Source organism: Mesorhizobium sp. 131-3-5 (assembly GCF_016756575.1).
Taxonomy (GTDB): Bacteria; Pseudomonadota; Alphaproteobacteria; order Rhizobiales; family Rhizobiaceae; genus Mesorhizobium; species Mesorhizobium jarvisii.
The window spans coordinates 956934-977759 of record NZ_AP023254.1; the positions used below are offsets into that span (position 1 = coordinate 956934).

Annotated in this window: 24 protein-coding genes; 13 read left to right on the forward strand and 11 right to left on the reverse strand. The window is 64.7% G+C overall.

Annotated features, from left to right (window positions below):
• The first annotated feature begins 452 nt into the window (after nt 1–452).
• The 4 genes from JG747_RS04550 to JG747_RS04565 all read left to right on the forward strand — a co-directional run bounded on the left by JG747_RS04550 (nt 453) and on the right by JG747_RS04565 (nt 5524).
• Entirely contained in the window at nt 453–1994 is a 1542-nt protein-coding gene (locus tag JG747_RS04550; RefSeq protein WP_202361253.1) for a DUF4153 domain-containing protein, read from the forward strand.
• Nucleotides 1995–1997: 3 nt separating this feature from the next.
• Nucleotides 1998–2690: a response regulator transcription factor gene (locus tag JG747_RS04555; protein WP_019862126.1), complete on the forward strand. Its 693-nt coding sequence runs from the start codon at nt 1998–2000 to the stop codon at nt 2688–2690.
• Nucleotides 2681–4282: an ATP-binding protein gene (locus JG747_RS04560; RefSeq protein WP_069090542.1), complete on the forward strand. Its 1602-nt coding sequence runs from the start codon at nt 2681–2683 to the stop codon at nt 4280–4282. The genes JG747_RS04555 and JG747_RS04560 overlap by 10 nt, the downstream gene beginning before the upstream one ends.
• 75 nt (nt 4283–4357) lie before the next feature.
• A complete protein-coding gene (locus tag JG747_RS04565) occupies nt 4358–5524 on the forward strand; it encodes an NAD(P)/FAD-dependent oxidoreductase (protein WP_019862124.1) in 1167 nt (388 codons plus the stop codon).
• Between the two features lie 7 nt (nt 5525–5531).
• On the opposite strand, the gene JG747_RS04570 is transcribed toward JG747_RS04565, so the two are convergent.
• The 5 genes from JG747_RS04570 to JG747_RS04590 all read right to left on the reverse strand — a co-directional run bounded on the left by JG747_RS04570 (nt 5532) and on the right by JG747_RS04590 (nt 8148).
• Nucleotides 5532–6263, reverse strand: coding sequence for a DUF72 domain-containing protein (locus tag JG747_RS04570; protein ID WP_202361254.1), 732 nt, complete (start codon nt 6261–6263; stop codon nt 5532–5534).
• 73 nt (nt 6264–6336) lie between these two features.
• Nucleotides 6337–6828 carry an SRPBCC family protein gene (locus JG747_RS04575; protein WP_202361255.1) on the reverse strand — a complete coding sequence of 164 codons (492 nt, stop codon included), beginning with the start codon at nt 6826–6828 and terminating at the stop codon, nt 6337–6339.
• 44 nt (nt 6829–6872) lie between these two features.
• A complete protein-coding gene (locus JG747_RS04580) occupies nt 6873–7319 on the reverse strand; it encodes an SRPBCC family protein (protein WP_019862121.1) in 447 nt (148 codons plus the stop codon).
• Nucleotides 7319–7630, reverse strand: a complete 312-nt coding sequence (locus tag JG747_RS04585; protein WP_064987727.1) for an ArsR/SmtB family transcription factor — start codon at nt 7628–7630, stop codon at nt 7319–7321. Before JG747_RS04585 ends, JG747_RS04580 begins: the two co-directional genes overlap by 1 nt.
• A gap of 92 nt (nt 7631–7722) precedes the next feature.
• Nucleotides 7723–8148, reverse strand: a complete 426-nt coding sequence (locus JG747_RS04590) for a GNAT family N-acetyltransferase (RefSeq protein WP_027047554.1) — start codon at nt 8146–8148, stop codon at nt 7723–7725.
• A gap of 155 nt (nt 8149–8303) precedes the next feature.
• Between JG747_RS04590 and leuD the strand changes: the two genes are divergently transcribed.
• From leuD to leuB, 5 genes are all read left to right on the forward strand, one after another.
• Nucleotides 8304–8909, forward strand: coding sequence for a 3-isopropylmalate dehydratase small subunit (leuD, locus tag JG747_RS04595; RefSeq protein WP_019862120.1), 606 nt, complete (start codon nt 8304–8306; stop codon nt 8907–8909).
• Between the two features lie 71 nt (nt 8910–8980).
• A complete protein-coding gene (locus tag JG747_RS04600; protein ID WP_202361256.1) occupies nt 8981–9910 on the forward strand; it encodes a hypothetical protein in 930 nt (309 codons plus the stop codon).
• A 221-nt stretch (nt 9911–10131) separates the two neighbouring features.
• Nucleotides 10132–10515, forward strand: a complete 384-nt coding sequence (locus JG747_RS04605; RefSeq protein WP_202361257.1) for a RidA family protein — start codon at nt 10132–10134, stop codon at nt 10513–10515.
• Nucleotides 10516–10614: 99 nt separating this feature from the next.
• Nucleotides 10615–10965 carry a VOC family protein gene (locus tag JG747_RS04610; protein ID WP_202361258.1) on the forward strand — a complete coding sequence of 117 codons (351 nt, stop codon included), beginning with the start codon at nt 10615–10617 and terminating at the stop codon, nt 10963–10965.
• Nucleotides 10966–11051: 86 nt separating this feature from the next.
• Entirely contained in the window at nt 11052–12155 is a 1104-nt protein-coding gene (gene leuB, locus JG747_RS04615; protein WP_202361259.1) for a 3-isopropylmalate dehydrogenase, read from the forward strand.
• Nucleotides 12156–12315: 160 nt separating this feature from the next.
• Here the strand turns inward: leuB and JG747_RS04620 are convergent, their stop codons facing one another.
• The 4 genes from JG747_RS04620 to JG747_RS04635 form a co-directional block, all read right to left on the reverse strand.
• The gene (locus JG747_RS04620; protein WP_244748332.1) at nt 12316–12714 is read right to left on the reverse strand and encodes a MarR family winged helix-turn-helix transcriptional regulator; all 399 of its coding nucleotides are present in this window, start codon (nt 12712–12714) and stop codon (nt 12316–12318) included.
• Nucleotides 12715–12763: 49 nt separating this feature from the next.
• Complete coding sequence (locus JG747_RS04625; RefSeq protein WP_202361260.1) at nt 12764–13192, reverse strand: polyketide cyclase; 429 nt, start codon at nt 13190–13192, stop codon at nt 12764–12766.
• 154 nt (nt 13193–13346) lie between these two features.
• A complete protein-coding gene (locus JG747_RS36830) occupies nt 13347–13718 on the reverse strand; it encodes a DUF805 domain-containing protein (protein WP_244748333.1) in 372 nt (123 codons plus the stop codon).
• Nucleotides 13719–14069: 351 nt separating this feature from the next.
• Nucleotides 14070–14774, reverse strand: coding sequence for a DUF805 domain-containing protein (locus JG747_RS04635; protein ID WP_202361261.1), 705 nt, complete (start codon nt 14772–14774; stop codon nt 14070–14072).
• Nucleotides 14775–14915: 141 nt separating this feature from the next.
• Here JG747_RS04635 and JG747_RS04640 point away from each other — a divergent pair, with 141 nt between their 5' ends.
• Nucleotides 14916–16340: a glycosyltransferase gene (locus JG747_RS04640; protein ID WP_244748334.1), complete on the forward strand. Its 1425-nt coding sequence runs from the start codon at nt 14916–14918 to the stop codon at nt 16338–16340.
• Nucleotides 16341–16342: 2 nt separating this feature from the next.
• Here the strand turns inward: JG747_RS04640 and JG747_RS04645 are convergent, their stop codons facing one another.
• The gene (locus tag JG747_RS04645) at nt 16343–18211 is read right to left on the reverse strand and encodes a DEAD/DEAH box helicase (RefSeq protein WP_202361262.1); all 1869 of its coding nucleotides are present in this window, start codon (nt 18209–18211) and stop codon (nt 16343–16345) included.
• Nucleotides 18212–18246: 35 nt separating this feature from the next.
• Between JG747_RS04645 and JG747_RS04650 the strand changes: the two genes are divergently transcribed.
• The 3 genes from JG747_RS04650 (at nt 18247) to JG747_RS04660 (ending at nt 20344) form a co-directional block, all read left to right on the forward strand.
• The gene (locus tag JG747_RS04650) at nt 18247–18546 is read left to right on the forward strand and encodes a hypothetical protein (RefSeq protein ID WP_202361263.1); all 300 of its coding nucleotides are present in this window, start codon (nt 18247–18249) and stop codon (nt 18544–18546) included.
• A gap of 106 nt (nt 18547–18652) precedes the next feature.
• Complete coding sequence (locus JG747_RS04655) at nt 18653–19687, forward strand: aspartate-semialdehyde dehydrogenase (RefSeq protein ID WP_010912399.1); 1035 nt, start codon at nt 18653–18655, stop codon at nt 19685–19687.
• A 198-nt stretch (nt 19688–19885) separates the two neighbouring features.
• Entirely contained in the window at nt 19886–20344 is a 459-nt protein-coding gene (locus tag JG747_RS04660; protein ID WP_202361264.1) for a GNAT family N-acetyltransferase, read from the forward strand.
• Nucleotides 20345–20348: 4 nt separating this feature from the next.
• On the opposite strand, the gene JG747_RS04665 is transcribed toward JG747_RS04660, so the two are convergent.
• Entirely contained in the window at nt 20349–20762 is a 414-nt protein-coding gene (locus tag JG747_RS04665; protein WP_027047552.1) for an ACT domain-containing protein, read from the reverse strand.
• Between the last annotated feature and the right edge of the window lie 64 nt (nt 20763–20826).

Sequence of the window (20826 nt, forward strand, 5' to 3'; positions counted from 1 at the left end):
CGACCCTTGCGTGCAAGGCGGGGCGATGCTTGCGCCTGGTGCCTTCCTATGTCCGTTCGCGGGGGTTGCCAGCTGGTTCCCCCACTCCGTCTCGGCTTCGCCGAGCCACCTCTCCCCCCCTCCGGAGGGAGAGGAAAGGAGCCTGCCTGGGGCAGCGCCAACGTCCGTAGGATGGTGGGGCAGCGCACCAGCCGTGATGCGCGGCCCTGCATGAAAACTGCACAGGCCTGCGGAAAAGCTCCTCGGATCCGCCCTGCCGTTTCCCTGCCGGCCTGCGAAACAGGCGGCATGCACAAGCGAGCAAAACCCCATTGGTCCGTGCCACAGCGCCTGCGCACCGAAGGCTGGTGGCTGGTCGATCCGCCACGCGCGAATCCCATGGCGATTGTCATCCCTTTCGCCCGCAAGTGTCCGCCGACCTTCCGGCTGGACACCATCGGGAGGATCAGGTCGTGACAGCGTTTTTCTCTGCCGCGCCAAGTTATTGCAGCCGCTTCGGTGTTGCCGTGCTGCTGGTCGTGCTGGCGGATTTCCTGTTCTACGGCCAACCCGCCGGCATCACGGCTTTCCTGTTCGCCATCCTGATTGCCGCTGCGGTCGTGGCCGTGCATCCCACGGCCTTCAGCGACATCAGGGTCTGGCTCAAGCCCGCCGCCTTGCTTGTCGCGCTGCTGCCGCTCGCCGAAAATGTCAGCCCCCTGTCCGTCTCGATGGCGCTTGCGGCGCTGGTCGTCTTCGCGCTTTCGCTGAGCGGTCGCCTGCGGCACGGCATGGCCCGTATTGTCGGCCAGATTGCGTTGTTCGGGCTCGCGGCGCCGTTCCGCTTCGTCCGTGATTTCATCCGTTGGCGCAAGACGGCGCGCCGGTTCGGCGGGCGCCGCGTCAGGCTTGCGGCGGTCGCCGTCTGGGTGATGCCGCTGACGCTGGGCGCCGTCTTCCTGGCGCTGTTCGGCGCCGCCAATCCGGTCATCGACTACTGGCTGTCGCTGATCGACCTGATGAAGCTGCTCGATCTCATCCAGCTGGCGCGGATCGCCTTCTGGCTGTTCGTGCTTGCCGGCGTCTGGGCCTTTCTGCGGCCACGCCTGCCGCGTTTTTCGCGGCGCATCTCCCGGCCACCACTTGCCGTTGCTCAACCGGCGACCAATCCGCAACGACACGTCATCGAGGAGACCGTCTTCGGCAAACCCGCCATCCTGCGCGCGCTGATTGTCTTCAACGCGCTGTTTGCGCTGCAGACCGGGCTCGACGCCACCTATCTGTGGGGCGGTGTCGCCCTTCCCGACGGCTTGAGCTATGCCGCCTATGCGCATCGCGGCGCCTATCCCCTGATCGTTACCGCACTGCTTGCCGCCGGGTTCGTGCTGGCGGCGCTCAGGCCGGGCAGCGAGACCTCAGGAGATCCCGTCATCCGCCGGCTGGTCTATGCCTGGGTGGCGCAGAACATCATGCTGGTCATCTCGTCGATCCTGCGGCTCGACCTCTATGTCGGCATCTATGCGCTGACCTATTGGCGCATCGCGGCTTTCGTCTGGATGGGGCTGGTGGCGGCAGGGCTTGCGCTGATCATCGCCCGCATCGCGCTTGGAAAATCCAATGAATGGCTCTCCTCCGCCAATCTTCTGACGTTATCCCTGACGCTTTATGCCTGCTGTTTCATCAATTTCGCCGCGACGATCGCCAATTACAATGTCGACCATTCCCTCGAAATGACCGGCCAGGGTATTCCCCTCGACGCTTGGTACCTGCGCTCGCTCGGCCCGGGCGCGTTTCCGGCGCTCGACCGCTTCTTCGATCATCAGGGCAAGACCCCCGACGCCGGCGCCACACGCGAACTTGCGAGACTGCGTGGCATCGACGAGGGTTGGTACCGAACCGTCCAGGAAAACTGGCGGGCCTGGAGCTTTCGCGACTGGCGCCTGCTTGCCTATCTCGACAGCAAGGGGTCCCTCGTGCTTCCTCAGCCTTCGCAACCTTCCTTGCCGGGCCGCTGACCGATGCCGCATCACATCCTCGTCGCCGACGATGACCCGCACATCCGCGAGGTGATCTGCTTCGCGCTGGAAAAGGCCGGCATGAAGACGCTTGGCGTGGCCGATGGCGCCGCCGCCTTGCAGGAGATCGGACGCCGGGCGCCGGATCTCGTCGTGCTCGACATCGGCATGCCGGAGATGGACGGGCTGGAGGTCTGCCGGCGGCTGCGCCACACATCGGACGTGCCGGTGCTGTTCCTGTCCGCGCGCGACGAGGAGATCGACCGCATCCTCGGGCTCGAAATGGGCGGCGACGACTATGTGACGAAACCGTTCAGCCCGCGCGAGCTGGTCGCTCGCGTCAACGTCATCCTGCGCCGCGCCCGCCCGGCGGCGGCCGAGGCGGCCGACGACCGGCAGTTTTCGCATGGCAAGCTCACTCTGGCGCCGGCCAGCCACGCCGCAAGCTTCGACGGCAAGCCGCTTGCCCTGACGGGGATCGAATTCTCGATCCTGAAAGGGTTTTTGGCGCGGCCGGCGCATGTGCTCGACCGTGACGCGGTGATGGCGAACGCCTATGCCGGCAAGATCCATGTCGCCGACCGCACCGTCGACAGCCATATCCGCAACATCCGCGCCAAGCTGGCGGCGGTGGGCTGCCTGGACGCCATCGAGACCGTGCATGGCGTCGGCTTCCGGCTCGGCCGATGCGGCTGACGACGTCCAGCAAATGGATCGGCCGCAAATGGCGACCAAGGCTTGCCACGGTCGTCGTCGCCATCCTGATCATGGTGATGGCGCTGCCGCTGGTCGGCCTGTTCTTCTTTCGCCTCTACGAAAACCAGCTGATCCGCCAGACCGAGGCGGAACTGATCGCCCAAGGGGCGGCCATCGCCGCCATCTATGCGCAGGAAGTGCGCGACGCCGGCATTCCCCCGGACAAACTCGGCGCGCCGATGCCGCAGGCCAATGGCGGTGCCAGCCGAGCAGCCAATCCCGACGGCCCGTACCGGCCGATCGAGCCGCAGCTCGATCTCGCCTCAGACGCCGTGCGGCCGACCCGGCCCGCCGCCATGCCCGCCACCACCGATCCGGCCTTCGCCGCGATCGGCACGCGCCTGTCCGGCATTCTCGACGCCACGCAGAAAACCACGCTGGCCGGTTTCCGGCTGCTTGATCCCACAGGTGTCGTCATTGCCGGACGTGGCGAGGTCGGGCAGTCGCTTGGCGAGGTCGACGAGGTGCGCACGGCACTTGGCGGCCACTATGCCAGCGCGCTCAGGCTGCGCATCCCCGACCAGCCGACGCCACCGCTCTATTCGGTCAGCCGCGGTACCAAGGTGCGGGTCTTCGTCGCCCTGCCGGTGGCCGTTGATGGCCGGGTCGCCGGCGTGGTCTATGTCTCGCGGACACCCAACAACATCATCAAGCATCTCTATGGCGAACGCGGCAAGGTGACCCTGGCGGCGATCGCCATCCTCGGCGGCACGCTGCTCATCGGCCTGGTGTTCCTGCGCACGGTCAGCCGGCCGATCTATGCGCTGATCGACCGCACGCAGCGCATCGCCGCCGGTGAGCGTGACGCAATTCGGCCGCTCGACCATCATGGCACCTACGAAATGGCCGAGCTGTCCGCCGCCTTCCTCGACATGGCCGAAAAGCTGCAGGCGCGCTCGGATAGCATCCAGACCTTCGCCACCCATGTCTCGCACGAGCTCAAATCGCCGCTGACGGCGATCCAGGGCGCGGCCGAATTGCTGCGCGATTCCGGCAGCACGATGGATGATGAGGAGCGGCGGCGCTTCTCTAACAACATCGTCACCGATGCCGGGCGGCTCAATCTGCTGGTGCGGCGGCTGCTCGATCTGGCCAAGGCCGAAAATCTTGCACCGAGCGGCGAAAGCACCTCGATCGGTGCCGCGCTGGCCCTGCTGCCCGCCGACACCAGGCTGGCGGTCCGCATCGAGGCGGGCGGCGATCTCGCTCTGCGCATCTCGGCCGAGAACGCGGCAATCGTGCTGGCCAATCTCATCGACAATTCCGCCAGGCACGCCGCGACGCTCGTTTCGATCACGGCGGCGAGCGCCGGCGGCAAGGCGACGGTGCTGGTCGGCGACGACGGCGCCGGCATTTCGCCGAGCAACCGGGCGCGCATCTTCGAGCCGTTCTTCACCACGCGGCGCTCCACCGGCGGCACCGGCATGGGCCTCGGCATCGTGCTGGCCCTCCTGAAAGCGCATGATGGTATGATCCGGCTGGTTGACTCCGAGCGCGGCACGCGCTTCGAGATCACACTGCCGGTAGTATGAGAGGGAGCATGATCTCTTCCGAAAACCGGCGGCCACTTTTCGGGATCATGCTCTAGGCTTGGAGAGACATTAAGCGTGCGCTACGACATCGTCATCATCGGCGGGGCCATCGTCGGGTCCTCCATTGCCTACTATCTGCGCGAGGAGGGGTTTTCCGGCTCCATCGCGCTCATCGAGCGCGATCCGCAATTCGCCCATGCGGCAACGACGCTGTCCATGGCCTCGATCCGCCAGCAATTCTCGATTCCCGAAAACATCCGGCTATCGCAATTCACGCTGAAGCTGTTCCGGCGGCTGAAGGAGACGTTCGGCGCCGATGCCGATATCGGGTTCCGCGAGGGTGGCTATCTCATCCTGGCCGGCGAGAACGGCCTGCCGGTGCTCAAGGCAAACCATGATGCACAGGTCGCCGAAGGCGCCGACATCGTGCTCGAGGACGCCGAGCAGCTGACGCGGCGCTTCGCCTGGCTGTCGGCTGAAGGCATTTCCGCCGGCGCCTATGGCCGGACCGGCGAAGGCTGGTTCGACGCGCATGCGATGCTGACGCTGTTCCGCAAGGCGCTGCGTGACAAGAAGATCGATTTCATCGCCGCTTCGGCCACCGGCATTACGCGCAACGGCAACCGCGTCACCGGCGTCTCCCTCGAAAATGGCCAGACCTTGGAAGCCGGCATCGTCGTCAACGCCGCCGGGCCGAATGCCGGCAAGGTCGCGGCCCTCGCCGGGCTGGCGCTGCCAGTCGAGCCGCGCAAGCGCAACGTCTTCGTGTTCGAGGCGCGCGAGAAATATGCCGACATGCCGCTGCTGGTCGATCCCTCCGGCATTTATGTGCGGCCGGAAGGCTCGGTCTACCTCACCGGCGGCGCCGAGCCGGAAGAGGGCGACGGCCCGGCCGATCCCGCCGATTTCGAGGTCGACTGGCCGCTGTTCGAAGAGGTGATCTGGCCGGTGCTGGCGACCCGCATTCCCGCCTTCGAGGCCATCAAGGCGACCCGCGCCTGGGCCGGGCACTATGACTACAACACGCTCGACCAGAACGCGGTGATCGGGCCGCATCCAGAGGTCGGCAATTTCCTCTTCGCCAACGGTTTTTCCGGCCACGGCCTGCAGCAGGCGCCGGCGGTCGGCAAGGCGCTGGCTGAGTTGATCGTGCATGGCGGGTATCGGACGATCGATTGCTCGGCGTTTGGTTATGAGCGGGTGGCCGAGGGGCGGGCGTTCCGGGAATTGAATGTGATTTGAGAAGCGCCTAGTCAACTGTCGCATCGATAGCGAGAGCATTGCCGAGCGCGTGGCCGGCGGCCGTGTTGTCGAAGATGCCCCAGACCTCCGCGCCCGAGGCGGCCGCTGCCTGCAGCTGTCGGCCGATCCGGTCGAGGCTTTCGGCGTCGTAGTCCGAGTAGTAGACACGCGGCACGCCGTGCCAGCGGAAATAGGCAAGGCCGGCCCAACCGCCCGGCACCGCAGCAGGCGGCACTAGAGCGGGATCGGCGGCAACGCGCGCGATCCGCCGGTCGGCGAGGAGCGTTTCCGCCTCTGCTTCGAACCAGCTCGGGTGGCGTGGTTCGCATGCCAGCCTTGCCTTTGTCCGCCTGCCCAGCATGTCAAAGAAACCGCAGGCGATGTCCGGCTCGAACGGCAAGCTCGGCGGCAGCTGCACCAAAAGCACGCTCAGTTTTTCGCCGAGACCTTCGACCTGCTGGAGGAACATTTCCGCAAGCGCATCGCCATCCGCGAGACGATGCTCATGGGTCATTGTCTTGGGCGTCTTGACGGCAAAGCGGAAGTGCTCCGGCACGGAGCGTGCCCAGCGCTCGTAGGTCTCGCGACGGTGTGACTTGTGGAAGGACGTGTCGATTTCGACGATCGGAAATCGGCGGGCGTAGCGTTCGAGATGCGAACCGGGTTGCGGCAAGTCCTCCTTATATCGGGTTGGAATTCCCCAGCCGGCCGTGCCGATGAAACATCCCTGCTTTTCCATGCATGGGATGTGGACCAGATGAAGTGTGGGTCAAGACGAGATGAACGACGAGCCGTTGCCACCGTCCCGCTGCTCAGGCCGCCGCTAGTCTTCCATCCCCGACATAGGCCTGCAGCCAGGCCAGCACCCGGCCCCAGCCCTCGGCATGCTCGGCCGCCGCATCGCTCAGGCCGGCAAAACCGCCATGGCAGATGGTGAGGCGCGTGCCCTTGGCGGTCGGCTCGAGCAGCCAGGCGACCGTGGTTTGCCGCCGGCCAAGCGTCGGATGGTCCCAGGCATAGGCCCGCGTCTGCACGATACAGCGCGGCGCTTCGATCTCGAGGAATTCGCCGCCGGCCGGCAGCTCCCTGCCGCCGGCAGTGCGGACGACGACCGTCCAGCGACCGCCGACGCGAAGGTCGGCCGACCAATCGGCCATCCGGTAGGTGTCGGCGGTCCCCCACCATTGCTCGATTTCTCTCGTGACCAGCGCGCGAAAGATGCGTTCCACAGGCGCTTCGATCTCGGCTGACGCCATGATCGTCTCGCCATTGGTCATGCTCTGTACCCCGAGGACGTGCATCATTTCTGCCTCCACATCCAGTTTGTTTCGGTATCGAAACGAGCCTTTCACCCTTTCGTTGGCGGGCGCTCGAAACCCTTGCCGGTCTCGAGCAGGCTCTTGAGGCTCGCCAGCACCAGCGGCCAGCCCTTGCTGACATTCGGGATCAGCCGGTGCGGGCCGTCGGCCTCGTGGGTGACGGCCAGCTTCATCAGCTCGCCGTCCTGTTCGATTGTGAAGGTGCAGCGCGTGTAGCCGTCTTCCTTGACCTCCGGCATCCATTCATTGCGCCATTTGATGACCAGGCGTCGCGGCGGGTCGATCTCGAGGATCTCGCCCGAGTCGGCGACGCGGCCGTCGGGGAAGATCAGTTTCCAGCTGGAGCCGACCTTCCACTCGCTCTCCTGATAGGAGCAGAGGAAGAACTGCCGGTTGAACTCCGGGTCGGTCAGCGCCTCCCAGAGTTTTTCGGCCGTGGTGCGGATGTAGGTCACGTAAACGAAGCTGTTGCTCATCAGTCTTCCCTTTCGAGGCGTTTCTTCAGATCACTCAATGCATCCAGCCGATGGCGCTCGAACTTGCCGATCCAGCGCTCGGCGATCTCGTTGATGGGGACCGGATTGAGGTAGTGCTGCTTCTCGCGTCCCTTGCGGAGCGTGGTGACGAGGTTGGCTTCCTCCAGGATCGCCAAATGCTTGGTCACCGCCTGGCGTGTCATGTCCATCTCCGCGCACAGCGCGTTCAGCGTCTGCCCGTTCCGGGCATGGAGGTTGTCCAGCAATTGCCGGCGTGTCGGGTCGGCCAGGGCGCGAAAGACTGCATCCATGCTCATCGCTTTAATATGCAACCATTTGGTTGCATGTCAAGCGACAAGATCGCACACCGTCGGCGGCTGGGCGCGGCCACGGGAGAAAAAAGTCAGCCCTTGCGGGAGAACCAGAAGGCGTCGGCCATGCGCTTCATGCCGATGCGTTCGTAGAAGCCGACGGCGTCGGGCATGGAAATCAGGCTGATGGCGACCGACGGCCCAAGCTGCCGTCGCGCCTCGTCCATCAGGCCCTTGCCGATGCCGAGCCCTTGCGCCGATCGGGACACGGCGAGTTCCGAGATGTAGCAAACCCAGGAGAAGTCGGTGACCGCACGGGCCACGCCGATCAGCGGCTTGCCTTCGATATCGAGACGCGCGGTCAGCACAAGATTGGCACCGGACAGCATCGCCCGCAGCCTGGCGGGATCATCGACAGGCCGCGTCTCGCCGAGGCCGGATTCCACCAGCACGCGGCGGAATTCGGCGATGTCGAGCGCGGACTCGCTTGCGTAGAGGACATGGGAGTTTTCAGCCATGCCGGTCAGACTGCATCATCGCCTCGCGAATTCGAAGTCGCTTTGTGGTACGCCCCTTGTGCCAGCGCGCACGAACAGTTGCCTTTTATTTGCCCTCGGCTTTGTGTAAACGGGGCGTCAGCAAATCCCCCGCAACGAAAACACGGGCCAAAGCCATGGAAAAATTCACCAAGCTCACCGGCGTCGCCGCTCCGATGCCGATCGTCAATGTCGACACCGACATGATCATCCCGAAGGATTATCTCAAGACGATCAAGCGCACCGGCCTCGGCACCGGCCTGTTCGCCGAAATGCGCTACAATGACGATGGTTCGGAAAATCCGGATTTCGTGCTCAACAAGCCGGCCTACCGCAAGGCGCAGATCCTGGTCGCCGGCGACAATTTCGGCTGCGGCTCGAGCCGCGAGCACGCGCCGTGGGCGCTGCTCGACTTCGGCATTCGCTGCGTCATCTCGACCTCGTTCGCCGACATTTTCTACAACAACTGCTTCAAGAACGGCGTGCTGCCGATCACCGTCAGCCCCGAAGATCTGGAGAAGCTGATGGACGACGCCTCGCGCGGCTCCAACGCCACTTTGTCGATCGATCTCGAAGCCAAGGAAATCCGCGGCCCCGATGGCGGCGTCGTCAAGTTCGACCTCGACGACTTCAAGCGGCACTGCATGCTCAACGGCCTCGACGATATCGGCCTGACCATGGAGAAGGCCGGCGCCATCGCCTCGTTCGAGAAGAAGAACGCCGAACAGCGTCCCTGGGCCTGAGCGGCACTGTCCGACGATAGGCCCGGCCGCGTTCCGGCCGGGTTTGGTGGCGACTGAAGGGAGGGACAGTCATGGCACGTTCGCTTCTTGCCGGCGTTTGCGGCTTGGCCTTGTTGCTGGTGCCCAGCGCGAGCGCCTTTGCGCAGACACAGACGCCCGCGGCAGCCCAGAAGCCAGCCGACCAGCCGGCGACCGACCAGGGATCGTCGAGCGACGCGGCGCCCGCCGACGACGACAAGCAGGCGCCGATAGCGTTCGAGGGCGGCCAGCTGACCATCACGCAGCCGGAGCAGGACGGCGAGAAGGTGCTCGCCTATGACGGCAAGCAGCTGGCCAGCAACTACGATGTCTTCTTCGACAAGATCGTGAAGATCGGCGACGTCAACGTGGCGCTGGTCGATGTCGGCGACGGCGGCAATCAATGCGGCCCGGCCAAGGTCATCGTCTGGAAGCCGAAGGACGGCGAGATCAAGACCACGACGGTCGAGCAGGACGAATGCGGCGCGCCGCCGGCGGCGATCTCCGACAGCGCCATCTATTTCGTGCCCTATCTGCTGCCGGGCGATCAGAAGCCGGCCCTGCAATGGTCGCCGACCGAAGGCCTGACGACTTCCGGCAACCTCGCTTACACGCCCGAACCCGGCACCGACTGGAAGGATATCGATCCGTCGAAATACGACAACATCATCGATGCCTTCCACAACGAGGCTGTCTACAAGGCGGCCAAGGCGCTGCTCGGCGACACCATGCCCGACATGGCGACCAGCCTGCTGGTCGGTGGCGGCACGGAAAAGACGGCCTCCGGCGCCTTTTACGCCACCGGCTGCGTGCCGCATGATTGCGGCGGCAATGACGGCTTCATGGCGGTCGATCCGGCCAAGCACACGGTCTATTTCTCGCGGCGTGGCGACGATGGCGCGCCAGCGGCCTGGCCGCCGCTCAAGGACTGGCCGGACGATATCAAGAAGGCGCTCGACGACGCGCAGGCGTCGGGGAACTAGGGCACTAGCGTTGCGCGACGGCCAACAGAGCTTCGTCATCCGCGGGTCTGCGCCGCGTCGCTTCGCTCCTTGCTACGCCCCAGGATGACGACGGGAGGGATACCCCGACTAATCTCCGAGGCAGCACTTCGCCGCGTCGTGACAATGGTCCGCCCTGCTTGGCCCACGACCCGCGCCGCGCCGCCTGCTAGACGCAGGCCCAAAATCCAAGGAGGCCTCCCATGCGCAAACTGATCTCCACCGGTTCGCCCTTCGAGAAGACCGCCGGCTATTCGCGCGCGGTGGTGCAGGGCGACTGGTGCTTCGTCTCCGGCACGACCGGCTATGATTACGCGACGATGACGATGCCGGAAACGGTCGAGGCGCAGACGCGCAACTGCCTGGCGACGATCGGCAAGGCGCTGGCCGACGGCGGCTTCGAGATATCAGACGTGGTGCGGGCGCATTACTACATCACCGACCAGGCCTTCGTGGATGTGGTCTTCCCGATCCTGGGCGAGACATTCGGCGACATCAGGCCGGCGGCGACAATGATCGTGTGCCAGCTCAACAAGCCGGAAATGAAGATCGAGATCGAAGTCACAGCGCTGCGGCGCTCGGCTTAGAGCAGTTGACGCAATTCCCAAGGGAAAGCCTGCGCGCTTCCCCGGGGAAACCGTTTCACACTTTTCCTGGAATTGGTCTGAGACATTGAGGCCAAGCCTATGAAGGTCCGGCGCATCGTGGCCAATATCGAGACGCAGGACGCGGCGGCGGCGAAACGCTTCTACCATGACGTGCTTGGCCTCGACATGCTGATGGATCAGGGCTGGATCGCCACCTACGGCTCCGCGGAAAAGATGCAGGTGCAGGTCTCCTTCATGGCGCAAGGCGGCTCCGGCACGCCGGTGCCGGACCTGTCGATCGAGGTCGACGATGTCGAGGCGGCACTTCAAGGCATGAAGGCCGCCGGCTTCGCCATCGAATACGGTCCGGCCGACGAACCGTGGGGTGTGCGGCGCTTCTATGTGCGCGATCCCCTGGGCCGGCTGGTCAACATTCTCTCACATCGGTGATCGTGGTTCTGAACCGCAGGCTTGCGCCGCAAGCGCTTGGCGTTTAGCAAGGCCGCGGTTCAAATTCTTTCTGGGACGGTTTCTCCATGGCAACGAAGCATCTTTTCCTGCTCCCCGGCGACGGCATCGGCCCCGAGGCCATGGCCGAGGTCAAGAAGCTGATATCGGCCATGAACGAAAAGCTCGGCAGCGGCTTCGTCACCGATGAGGGCCTGGTCGGCGGCTGCGCCTACGACGCGCATGGCGCGGCAATCTCCGATGCCGACATGGCCAAGGCGATGGCGGCGGACGCGGTGCTGTTCGGCGCGGTTGGCGGACCAAAGTGGGATGCCGTGCCTTACGAGGTGCGCCCCGAGGCCGGCCTGCTGCGGCTGCGCAAGGACATGGAGCTGTTCGCCAATCTGCGCCCCGCCATCTGCTATCCGGCGCTCGCGGCGTCCTCCTCGCTCAAGCAGGAGGTGGTCGAAGGCCTCGACATCCTCATCGTGCGCGAGCTGACCGGCGGCGTCTATTTCGGCGAGCCCAAGCAGATCATCGATCTCGGCAACGGCCAGAAGCGCGGCATCGACACGCAGGTCTACGACACGTTCGAGATCGAGCGCATTTCGGGCGTCGCCTTCGAGCTCGCGCGGACGCGTCGCAATCATGTCACCTCGATGGAAAAGCGCAACGTCATGAAATCGGGCGTGCTGTGGAACGAGGTCGTCACCCAAACGCACAAGGCGCGCTATTCCGACGTCAAGCTCGACCACATGCTGGCCGATGCCGGCGGCATGCAGCTGGTGCGCTGGCCAAAACAGTTCGACGTCATCGTCACCGACAATCTGTTCGGCGACATGCTGTCCGATATCGCCGCCATGCTGACCGGCTCGATCGGCATGCTGCCGTCGGCTTCGCTCGGCGCGCCCGACGTCAAGACCAAGAAGCGCAAGGCGCTCTACGAGCCCGTGCACGGCTCGGCACCCGACATCGCCGGCAAGGGCATCGCCAACCCGATCGCCATGATCGCTTCCTTCGCCATGTGCCTGCGCTATTCCTTCGGCATGGTCGATGAAGCCGACAGGCTGGAAGGCGCGATCGCCGCCGTGCTCGATCAGGGCCTGCGGACGAAGGACATTTTCTCGCCGGGCATGACCGAAGTCGGCACGGTCGAGATGGGCGATGCGATCATCGCCAAGTTCCTGGGCTAAGGCGTGTCGATATTCAGGTGAGGCCGGCCTGCGAATGACGGCTGCCTGCGCTTCCGGTGCTCGCGTACTTCAAGTACGCTCCGCTCCGGTTCTCGGCAGTCGCCATTCTCGGCTCGGCCTGACCTGAATCTCAACACACCTTGGCGCAGGACCTCCCGGTTTAGCGGATCTCGCCGGCCAGCTGCTGCAGCAGGCCGACGAACTGTGCTTCGTCCACCGGTTCGAAAAAGGCCGCGTCGGCGGTCTCCACGGCAACGATGGCGCGCTGTGCGGCGGCCGCCCCGGCCGGGGTGACGCGGATCACCTTGGCACGCGAATCCCTGGGGTCGGCTTCCCGCGCGATCAGTCCCTTGGCCTCGAGCCGGGCAACAACGTCCGACGTCATCTTCACCTCGGTGCCGGCCTGGGCGGCGAGCTGCACCTGGTTGGGCGGCTCGCCATTGCGGCCGAGCCACATGGCCGAGGCCAAGAGCACGAACTGGACATGAGTCAGGTCGAGCGGCGCCAGCGCCGCCGTCATGACGCGCTGCCAGCGCATGGTGGTTCGCCACAACAACAAGCCCGGGCTCTCCGAAGGTCCGCTGAAGCGCGTTTTCAAATCCTGTCCATCAGCCACCCGTCGCAAACTCCTTTGCCTGCTCGAACAATTTAGCCATCGAGGCGTCGAAATCGCCGCTGATCTGCGGACCGAGTTCGGGTCCGACCTCGGCGGCCGAAGGGCCGGAAATTTCGAGCCGGTGCGTCACCTGCGTGCCGCCTTCGACCGGCACCAGCGTATGCCTGAACAGCCGCTTGGTGTCACCGAACGACGTCTCGTCGGCATAGGTGAAATTATCGACGAGATCGACGATGGTCGATTCAAACGTGTCCTGCCCGACCGGCGTCACCGAAACACGGGTGCCCTTCGCGAACGGGCCGTGCAGCACGAAAGTGTCGGACCCTTCATAGGTCAGGCGGCCCTCGTGCAACGCCTTCAGCGCATTCCAGACGGCTGCTGCGGGAAGGGAGGAAATCGCGGTGTATTCATTGCTCCACATTGTCTTGGCTCCATTCATCCTGGCTGATCGATCATTAGATCTGTGCACAGACTATCTGTGCGCGGATTAAATAGCAAGAGGAATCTTGCTGCTCCGCCTGGATGGTGCAACTCCTTGTTTTTATGCAGTTTCGATCGGCATGCTGCCGAAGTCGCTAAACTCTGACCCCCGTCGGCACCGGTCCCCACTGGTTTTCGCCCGCCTGAGACGGCACAAGCCCAAAGACCAGCACGGCCACCCCGCCGATAGCCGGGATGAAGCAGATCAACACAAGCCAGCCACTCAGGCCGATGTCGTGAAGACGCCGCACGACAAGCGCGATCCACGACCAGCCGAATGCCAGTGTAAAGATAACAGCGGGTAGGAACCCTATCGAGCTTTTGCCCGCGTTGATGCCGAAACCGTTGATGGCCAGATTGACGAGTATCCCGAAGCCAACAAGTGCTAACTGCACAAGGATAAAGCATAGCCAAAAGGCCCAGAATTCCCTGCGGCGGCCGCGTCCGTCGAAATTGAAATAGTTCACGCTCACCGTGCACAGGAAGTACGCCCACAGGCCCGTGGAACGAGTGGGCCCGTTTTCGCCGGTACGGTCAGACTGGCCGGGGGTTGACGACGGCGTGGTTGAGGCCACGGCGGCTATATTGTGAGCCGTCCCATCATCTGGCTGGAATTCGACAAGAGTGCCCCTGACGAGGGTCACCTCATGGCTCAGATCGCTACGGGCAACATGTAGCGTTTGCCGTCAACCCCATTGATGTAACCGAAATCCTGATCCTGGTCGAAGTGATAGACCGTGCCACGCATACTTTGCCCCCGTCATGCCGAGCGGGGACTCTACCTAAAGTTGCAAGTAGTTGCAAGATGCACGTTTAGGTTAGATCCTGACCCCCGCCGGCACAGGCCCCCACTGGTTTTCGCGCCCTTGTGTCGGGATGAGCGCAAAGACCAGGATGATCAGGCTGCCGAAGGTCGGGATCAGGAGGAGCAGGCAGAGCCAGCCGGTCAGGCCGAGGTCGTGCAGGCGGCGCACGATCATGCCGAGGCTGGGCAGGAAGGTGGCCAGCAGGAAGAGGCCGAAAAGCCCCACCGTCATCGCCGGCACCTCGGCGTTGTCGAAATTGCCGATCTCGGCATCGGTGAAAACGCCGATGCCGACGATCACCAGCAACGCGATCGTCCAGAACAGGCAATAGCCCCAATATTCCTTGCGGCGGGCGCGGCCGGCGAAATTGAAGTAGTTCCGGGTCACGCCGCCCCAGAAATAGGACCAGAGGTCGGTGGGCTCGGCCGGTTCGGCCGTCCGGCCGAAAGGCTGCGCCGGCGATGCGCCGGTTGCCGGTGCGGGACTGGCTTGAGCCGGTGCGGGGCTTGTGACGGCGGCCGGGCTTGCCGCCTGGGCGGCGATCGAGAAAACGTCACGCGCCTGGCCGCCACCTGGCTGGAACTCGACCGCCGTGCCCTTGGCCATCGCGCTTTGCCGGCGAAGGTTCTCGCGGGTGAATGTGTAGCGGTTGCCGTCGGCTCCGGTGATGAAGCCGAAACCCTGGTCTTCGTCATAGTGAAGCACTTCGCCACGCATCGCCCACCCCCTTGTCGCCGCGTCCCCGCCAAGGTGTGGCACAGGGCCGATCCCGTGGGCAACACCGTGCGGCATGGCTACCATATTAGCGGCAAATCAAGCATAAGGCTTCACGTGCAGCCGTCTTCGACAAAGCAGATCATGACAGTCGAGCATTCCGATGCCAGAGCCGGGACCGAGGGTAGGCAGGTCGCAAGGCCGCCGAGGTATGCCCCTGCACTGGCCATCGATGCCACCGGCCTGATGTTCTGGCCGCCGGGCAAGGGCCTGGCGGGCATTCCACGGGTGGAGAGCTTTCTCGTCAACGCTGCATTGGCGGATCCCGACCCAGACGTGGAGGTGGTGGCGTTCAGGCCAGGCGAAGGCCGGTTCCGGCCGCTCGCGCCTTTCGAACAGGACCATGTCGCGGCGGGCGAGATTTCACCGCATCGTGTCAAGCGGTGGCCGGGGAGACGCATGGCGCTGTCGCAGGCTTTCGAGGCGGTGCGGCAACAGCCCTGGGACAAGCGTGACGCGGACCGCCATCTGGCCAGGACGGTGACCAATGGCGGCATGGGGATCGCCTGGCAGGCGACGCGGCTGTTGATCCGCGCTTATCGCCTGTACCAGCGGGCGCGGATTCGCTTTGGCTTGCGAGAAGATGCCCCAGCCCGGCCGGCCGAGACGGAGCCCGGCCTTGTGCTGATCAGCCATCACATCCTGACCCAGGAAGACCGGTCCGCCGTTTCGGGCGGCGCCGGCAAGCCTGCCTTCCTGTGCCACGATATCATCCCGGCATTGCGCCCCGACCTGATCGGCTCGAGCGCCGGCGAGCGCCGTTTCGGCTCCGATCTCGAGCAGCTCGTGCGCGCCGGTGCGCCGGCATTCTGCGCCTCCGACGAGGTCGGCGCGACGCTGACCGAATATATGCGCAAGGCCGGCATCGGCGCGCCGGTGGTGTGCCGGTTTCCGATGCCCTCCATCCTGCACGAGACGGCATCGCGCATGGGCAGCACCTCGCGCATCGAGACCGGCGAGCCGTTCGTGTTCTACTGCTCGACCATCGAAGTGCGCAAAAACCACATATTGCTGGCGCGGATCTGGCAACAGGCGCGCGACGAGGGCGTCAAGCTGCCAAGGCTTGTCTGCGCCGGGCGCTGGGGCTGGATGATCGAACCGCTGCGCGCTTTTCTCAAGGCGCATCCCGAACTGCTCCAGTCGGTCACTTTCACCGGGTTGGTCAGCGACGAGCAGCTCATCGGCTATTATCGCAGCGCCACGTTCGGCGTTTTTCCCTCGCATATAGAGGGCTGGGGCTATGGCGCCTCGGAATGCCTCGATTTCGGCGTTCCGGTCATCGTGTCGACGGCGCCGTCGCTGATCGAGGCGAGCGGCGGGCTGATGCCGGCGATCGATTCCGAAGACCAGGCTGGCTGGTACGCCGCCATCCGCAAGATGGCTGAGGATCACGCCTGGCGCTCCTCTTTGGCGGAGCGCATCGCCCAAAACCATCGGCCGACGCCGGCGGCCGCTAGCTGGTCGGCCATCAAGGCCGGGCTGCAGGAGAGCGCGTCCCGGCGTTTATAGGGTTATGAAGGCCGCTTCTTCGGCTTCTTGTGCTTTGGCGGGCTGGCATTGTCGAATTTCGGCTTGCCCGGCTTTTTTGCCCATGGCTTTGCCTCATGCGCGGCTGCCGGGCGCTGATCGACTGAAGCCGGCGCGCGCTTCTCGAATTTGCGCTTCGGCGCGTTCGGGTCGAATGGCGCCTTGCCGCGATGCGGCTTCTTGTCGGGGCTGGGTGGCTGATAGCCGGCCCGCGACAGGTCCGGCGTGCCGTCCAGCCGCCTGACCACGATGTTGCCCTGCAATTTGCGGTCGGGACCGATGGCGGCGAGAAAACGGTCGGCCCAGTCCGCGGCGATCTGCACGAAGGTTTCTTCCGGCTGCATCTTGATGGCGCCGATCTCGCGCTTGGAGATGCTGCCGGTGCGGCACAGCATCGGGATCAGCCAACGCGGCTCGGCATTCTGCCGGCGGCCGACCGACAGCGAGAACCAGACGCTGGCGCCGAAATCGTCGCGGCGGCTCGGCGCCTCGTCGCGCTGCGCGAATTTTTCGCCGGCCGGTCTTTCGCGTGAAGGCGTGAAGGGTGCTACGTCCAAGAGATCCTCGGGCGCCGAGCGGCTGGCGCGGCACTGGCGCACGAAGGCGGCCGCCACCTGTTCGGCGCCATGCCGGCTGAGAAGCGCGTCGATGAAAGCGCGCTCATCGTCCTTCACCGGTTCGTCGAAGGCCGGATCGGCGAGGATGCGCTCGTCGTCGCGGCGGATCACGTCGTCGGCGGAGGGCGGACTCGCCCATGTCGCCTTGAGGCCGGCGTTCTGCAACAGGCGCTCGGTGCGCCTGCGGGCGCTGCCCGGCACGATCAGTGCGCTGACGCCCTTGCGCCCGGCGCGGCCGGTGCGGCCGCTGCGATGCAGCAGCGTCTCGGGATTGGTCGGCAGATCGGCGTGGATGACCAGTTCGAGGTTGGGCAGGTCGATGCCGCGCGCCGCGACATCGGTGGCGATGCAGACTTTCGCACGGCCGTCGCGCATCGCCTGCAGCGCATGGCTGCGCTCGTTCTGGCTGAGTTCGCCCGAAAGTGCCACGACGGAAAAATTGCGGTTGTTGAAGCGCGCGGTCAAATGATTGACGGCGGCGCGTGTGTTGCAGAACACCAGCGCGTTCTTCGCCTCATAGAAACGCAGCACGTTGATGATGGCGTTCTCGCGGTCGGCCTGGGCGACGTTGAGCGCGCGGTATTCGATGTCGAGATGCTGCTTTTCCTCGCCGGCGGCGGAGATGCGCACGGCATCGCGCTGGTAGCCTTGCGCCAGCGTGGCGATCGAGCGCGGCACGGTGGCCGAGAACATCAGCGTGCGGCGTTCGGCCGGCGCGGCGTCGAGTATGAACTCGAGATCCTCGCGAAAACCGAGATCGAGCATCTCGTCGGCCTCGTCGAGCACCACCGCTTTCAGCGCCGACATGTCGAGCGATTGCCGTGTGATGTGGTCGCGCAGCCGCCCGGGCGTGCCGACGACGATATGGGCGCCGCGCTCCAGCGCGCGCCGCTCGGTGCGCATGTCCATGCCGCCGACGCAGGACGCCACCGTGGCGCCGGTCGGCTCGTAAAGCCATTCGAGTTCACGCGTCACCTGCAGCGCCAGTTCGCGCGTCGGCGCCACCGCCAATGCCAGTGGCGCTGTCGCATGGCCAAAGCGCTCGGCGCCGTCGAGAAGCGTCGGCGCCATGGCAAGGCCGAAGGCCACGGTCTTGCCGGAGCCGGTCTGCGCCGATACCAGAGCATCGGCGGACCCAAGTTCCAGCACCGCCTTCTGCACCGGTGTCAGTGCGGAATAGCCGCGTTTTTCCAGCGCCTGTGCCAGCGCCGGGACGATACCTTCAAAGTTGGACATCTCGCTCTTTCGGAATTCAGGGGTCTGCGCTCATCATGGAGCACGAGCCGGGGCCGGCGCCGCGCCAGCCAAACAATCTTGGCCGTTCGTACTTCCTGCCGCCGCTCTTGTACAGGGCGCGCCATGAAGGCCATGCGACGCGCCGCGCATTGACTCCTGCCGCAAACCGCGTAAAAGCCCGCTTCGAACGGGATCGTTTTTCGATGCGCGGCCTTTCGATGGCTCTTCTTGCATTCGATGCCCCCAGCCTCAATGCGAACCATTGGGCCGGGCGCCTCGACTCGTCTCCTCGTTCCAGCAAAACCACGGCCAAAACCACCACCAAAACGGTGTGATTCCCTTGGCCTAACCACCCTCTCCCGGGTTCGGCCCGGGGGACGGAACCCGCATTGGCCGGCGGGTTTTCTCCAAAAACCAAGCGGAGAGGGACAGGAGATCTTTATGAGTTTCAAGGTTGCAGTCGTCGGCGCCACGGGCAATGTGGGCCGGGAAATGCTCAACATACTGGAAGAGCGCGGCTTTCCGGTAAGCGAAGTGGTGGCGCTGGCGTCGCGGCGCAGCCAGGGCACGGAAGTGTCGTTCGGCGACCGCACGCTGAAGGTCAAGGCGCTCGACCAGTATGATTTTTCCGACACCGACATCTGCGTCATGTCGGCCGGCGGCAATGTCTCCAAGGAATGGTCGCCGAAGATCGGCAAGCAGGGTTGCGTCGTCATCGATAATTCGTCGGCCTTCCGCTACGACCAGGACGTGCCGCTGATCGTGCCGGAGGTGAACCCGGACGCGATCTCGCTGTTCACGCGCAAGAACATCATTGCCAACCCGAATTGCTCGACCGCGCAGCTGGTCGTGGCGCTGAAGCCGCTGCACGATTTCGCCACCATCAAGCGCGTCGTGGTTGCCACCTACCAGTCGGTGTCGGGCGCCGGCAAGGAAGGCATGGACGAGCTGTTCACGCAGACCCGCGCGGTGTTCGTCGCCGACCAGGTCGACGTCAAGAAGTTCACCAAGCGCATCGCCTTCAACGTCATTCCGCATATCGACGTCTTCCTCGACGACGGCTTCACCAAGGAAGAGTGGAAGATGGTCGCCGAGACCAAGAAGATGCTCGATCCCAAGATCAAGCTGACGGCGACCTGCGTGCGCGTGCCGGTGTTCATCGGCCATTCGGAAGCGGTCAACATCGAGTTCGAGAAGCCGATCACCGCCGACGAGGCGCGCGACATCCTGCGTGATGCTCCCGGCTGCCAGGTCTTGGACAAGCGCGAGGACGGCGGCTACATCACGCCGCTGGAATCGGCCGGCGAGGACGCCACCTTCATCTCGCGCATCCGCGAGGATTCGACCGTCGACAACGGCCTGTCGATGTGGGTCGTCTCCGACAATCTGCGCAAGGGCGCCGCGCTCAACGCGGTGCAGATCGCCGAGCTTCTGGTCGAGCGCGGCCTGATCCAGCCGAAGAAGAAGGCGGCGTAGTTTACCGCTCACGGGCCGTATCGCCGCTGCCGCGGCGGGCCCTCCGCGAGGGCGCCGGACGACCGGCGGCCCGCGGTCGCGGGCTCGGCCTTCGGCCGGGGCGCTTCTTCCTTCTCCCCCTGTGGGAGAAGGTGGATCGGCGCGAAGCGCCGAGACGGATGGGGGGTTCCAGCGGAGTGAGATGTTGGGGTTCCCTTCATGACTAGCGCTCAGCCCGTAGATACCATCCTGCGTCCGGCCATCGGCTCGGACGCTGCCGCCATCGCGACCATGATGCGGGCGGCGCTCAGCTCCTTCGACTGGATGCCGGTGCTGCATACGCCGGAGGAAGACCTTTTCTTCATCCGCGATATCGTGCTGCCACGGCAGCAGGCGACGGTCGCTGAGGCCGGCAAGGTGATTGCCGGTTTCATTGCCGTCAGCGGCGATTGGGTGGAGCAGCTCTACCTCGACCCGGCCTGGACGGGGCAAGGCATCGGCAGCCGGTTGCTGACGGACGCCACCGCTGCCCTGCCGGTCACCAAACTCCATTGCTTCCAGGCCAACACCGGCGCCCGGCGTTTTTACGAGCGCCACGGGTTCCGCGCCGAGTCGTTTGGCGACGGCATGACCAATGAGGAAGGCCTGCCGGATATTCTGTATGTCCGCAGGCGCTGACGCCTTACTCCACCCGTCCGTTCTCTATCGCCAGTCCACGCAGCAAGATCATCGCCTCCTCGGCCCGTTCCGCCGGCACGAACAGATGATCGTGATAGAAAGCCGAGACCGGATTGACGCCCATGCCGGCGCTAGCCAGCCGCGTGGTGATGGCGGCGAGGAAGCCGACGGCTTCCAGCGATGAGTGGATGTTCAGCGTGATCATCCGGCAGCGGAACGAGGCGCTCAGTCCGGCGGCCTTCGCCGCGTCCTCGGTCACGATCAGCGTCGTGCCCTCGCGCTCGCGAAACACCATCACCGGGTCGAGGTCCTCCGGCTGGGGAACCCCAGGCGCCAGCATGGCGAAGACATGGATGCCGTCGAGCAGTTCCGGTGTCATCGATGCCAACAATGTCTTCAGGTCGGTCTCGCCGGTCATTTCTCTCGCCTGAAAAGGAACGGGCACAGGCTTCTCAATATCGGCAACCGGCACACGCCGATAG

What these genes read in the sequence shown, in the direction of transcription:
- leuB (WP_202361259.1), top strand. Translation starts at nt 11,052, where the DNA reads ATGGCAACGAAGCATCTTTTCCTGCTCCCCGGCGACGGCATCGGCCCC.
- JG747_RS04655 (WP_010912399.1), top strand. Translation starts at nt 18,653, where the DNA reads ATGAGTTTCAAGGTTGCAGTCGTCGGCGCCACGGGCAATGTGGGCCGG.
- JG747_RS04600 (WP_202361256.1), top strand. Translation starts at nt 8,981, where the DNA reads ATGGCACGTTCGCTTCTTGCCGGCGTTTGCGGCTTGGCCTTGTTGCTG.
- JG747_RS04665 (WP_027047552.1), bottom strand. Translation starts at nt 20,762, where the DNA reads ATGACCGGCGAGACCGACCTGAAGACATTGTTGGCATCGATGACACCG.
- JG747_RS04610 (WP_202361258.1), top strand. Translation starts at nt 10,615, where the DNA reads ATGAAGGTCCGGCGCATCGTGGCCAATATCGAGACGCAGGACGCGGCG.
- JG747_RS04575 (WP_202361255.1), bottom strand. Translation starts at nt 6,828, where the DNA reads ATGATGCACGTCCTCGGGGTACAGAGCATGACCAATGGCGAGACGATC.
- JG747_RS04585 (WP_064987727.1), bottom strand. Translation starts at nt 7,630, where the DNA reads ATGGATGCAGTCTTTCGCGCCCTGGCCGACCCGACACGCCGGCAATTG.
- JG747_RS04645 (WP_202361262.1), bottom strand. Translation starts at nt 18,211, where the DNA reads ATGTCCAACTTTGAAGGTATCGTCCCGGCGCTGGCACAGGCGCTGGAA.
- JG747_RS04650 (WP_202361263.1), top strand. Translation starts at nt 18,247, where the DNA reads ATGGAGCACGAGCCGGGGCCGGCGCCGCGCCAGCCAAACAATCTTGGC.
- leuD (WP_019862120.1), top strand. Translation starts at nt 8,304, where the DNA reads ATGGAAAAATTCACCAAGCTCACCGGCGTCGCCGCTCCGATGCCGATC.
- JG747_RS04605 (WP_202361257.1), top strand. Translation starts at nt 10,132, where the DNA reads ATGCGCAAACTGATCTCCACCGGTTCGCCCTTCGAGAAGACCGCCGGC.
- JG747_RS04580 (WP_019862121.1), bottom strand. Translation starts at nt 7,319, where the DNA reads ATGAGCAACAGCTTCGTTTACGTGACCTACATCCGCACCACGGCCGAA.
- JG747_RS04570 (WP_202361254.1), bottom strand. Translation starts at nt 6,263, where the DNA reads ATGGAAAAGCAGGGATGTTTCATCGGCACGGCCGGCTGGGGAATTCCA.
- JG747_RS04635 (WP_202361261.1), bottom strand. Translation starts at nt 14,774, where the DNA reads ATGCGTGGCGAAGTGCTTCACTATGACGAAGACCAGGGTTTCGGCTTC.
- JG747_RS04625 (WP_202361260.1), bottom strand. Translation starts at nt 13,192, where the DNA reads ATGTGGAGCAATGAATACACCGCGATTTCCTCCCTTCCCGCAGCAGCC.
- JG747_RS04555 (WP_019862126.1), top strand. Translation starts at nt 1,998, where the DNA reads ATGCCGCATCACATCCTCGTCGCCGACGATGACCCGCACATCCGCGAG.
- JG747_RS04590 (WP_027047554.1), bottom strand. Translation starts at nt 8,148, where the DNA reads ATGGCTGAAAACTCCCATGTCCTCTACGCAAGCGAGTCCGCGCTCGAC.
- JG747_RS04560 (WP_069090542.1), top strand. Translation starts at nt 2,681, where the DNA reads ATGCGGCTGACGACGTCCAGCAAATGGATCGGCCGCAAATGGCGACCA.
- JG747_RS04660 (WP_202361264.1), top strand. Translation starts at nt 19,886, where the DNA reads ATGACTAGCGCTCAGCCCGTAGATACCATCCTGCGTCCGGCCATCGGC.
- JG747_RS04640 (WP_244748334.1), top strand. Translation starts at nt 14,916, where the DNA reads ATGACAGTCGAGCATTCCGATGCCAGAGCCGGGACCGAGGGTAGGCAG.